The sequence below is a fragment of the Paucibacter sp. B2R-40 genome, from assembly GCF_025717555.1.
In the GTDB taxonomy this organism is placed as follows: Bacteria; Pseudomonadota; Gammaproteobacteria; order Burkholderiales; family Burkholderiaceae_C; genus Paucibacter_A.
On record NZ_JAJIRP010000040.1, the window covers coordinates 1 to 435 of the forward strand.

1 protein-coding gene is annotated in these 435 nt (G+C 57.5%); it reads right to left on the reverse strand.

Going from position 1 to position 435, the window contains the following annotated elements:
- Positions 1–32 precede the first annotated feature (32 nt).
- Entirely contained in the window at positions 33–392 is a 360-nt protein-coding gene (locus LNV09_RS24655) for a hypothetical protein (RefSeq protein WP_263559709.1), read from the reverse strand.
- Positions 393–435 lie beyond the last annotated feature (43 nt).

The following is a 435-nucleotide window of genomic DNA, read 5'->3' on the forward strand; positions in this document are numbered from 1 at the left end:
GCCAGCTGGCGGAGGTCCACTCGAGCGACCGGTTAGCCATGCATCTTCTCGCCGTACGGCAAGGTGATGGGAACGGAAAACTTAATTCGGCTGTTCGCAGAATTCTCCGCCGACGACTGGCCCTGCGAGCCCAGAGCAATTGCGCCGACCACAACGCCAATTCCGCCCTTTGTGCCAGTGCCCGAGGTGGCAGTGACGGCAATATCAAACTCAACCGTTTGAACCAACTGCCCCTGAATAGAAACCAACTTCCCTTGCTTCTCTAAGGGCCCCTGTTGGGTCGAGAGTTCCGGGTTTATGTATCGCCCGTTCGTGCCGAGCCTAGTCTGCGCATCAAGGACTGCTTCCACAATGTCCGAGAGCGCCTGACCGACGAAGTCTTTGAGATCCATGCGCAGGCTCCTTGATGAATGGCTAACGTTCGAGCTGAGGGGC

Coding starts and splice junctions, on each gene's coding strand:
- LNV09_RS24655 (WP_263559709.1), bottom strand. CDS start 392: ATGGATCTCAAAGACTTCGTCGGTCAGGCGCTCTCGGACATTGTGGAA.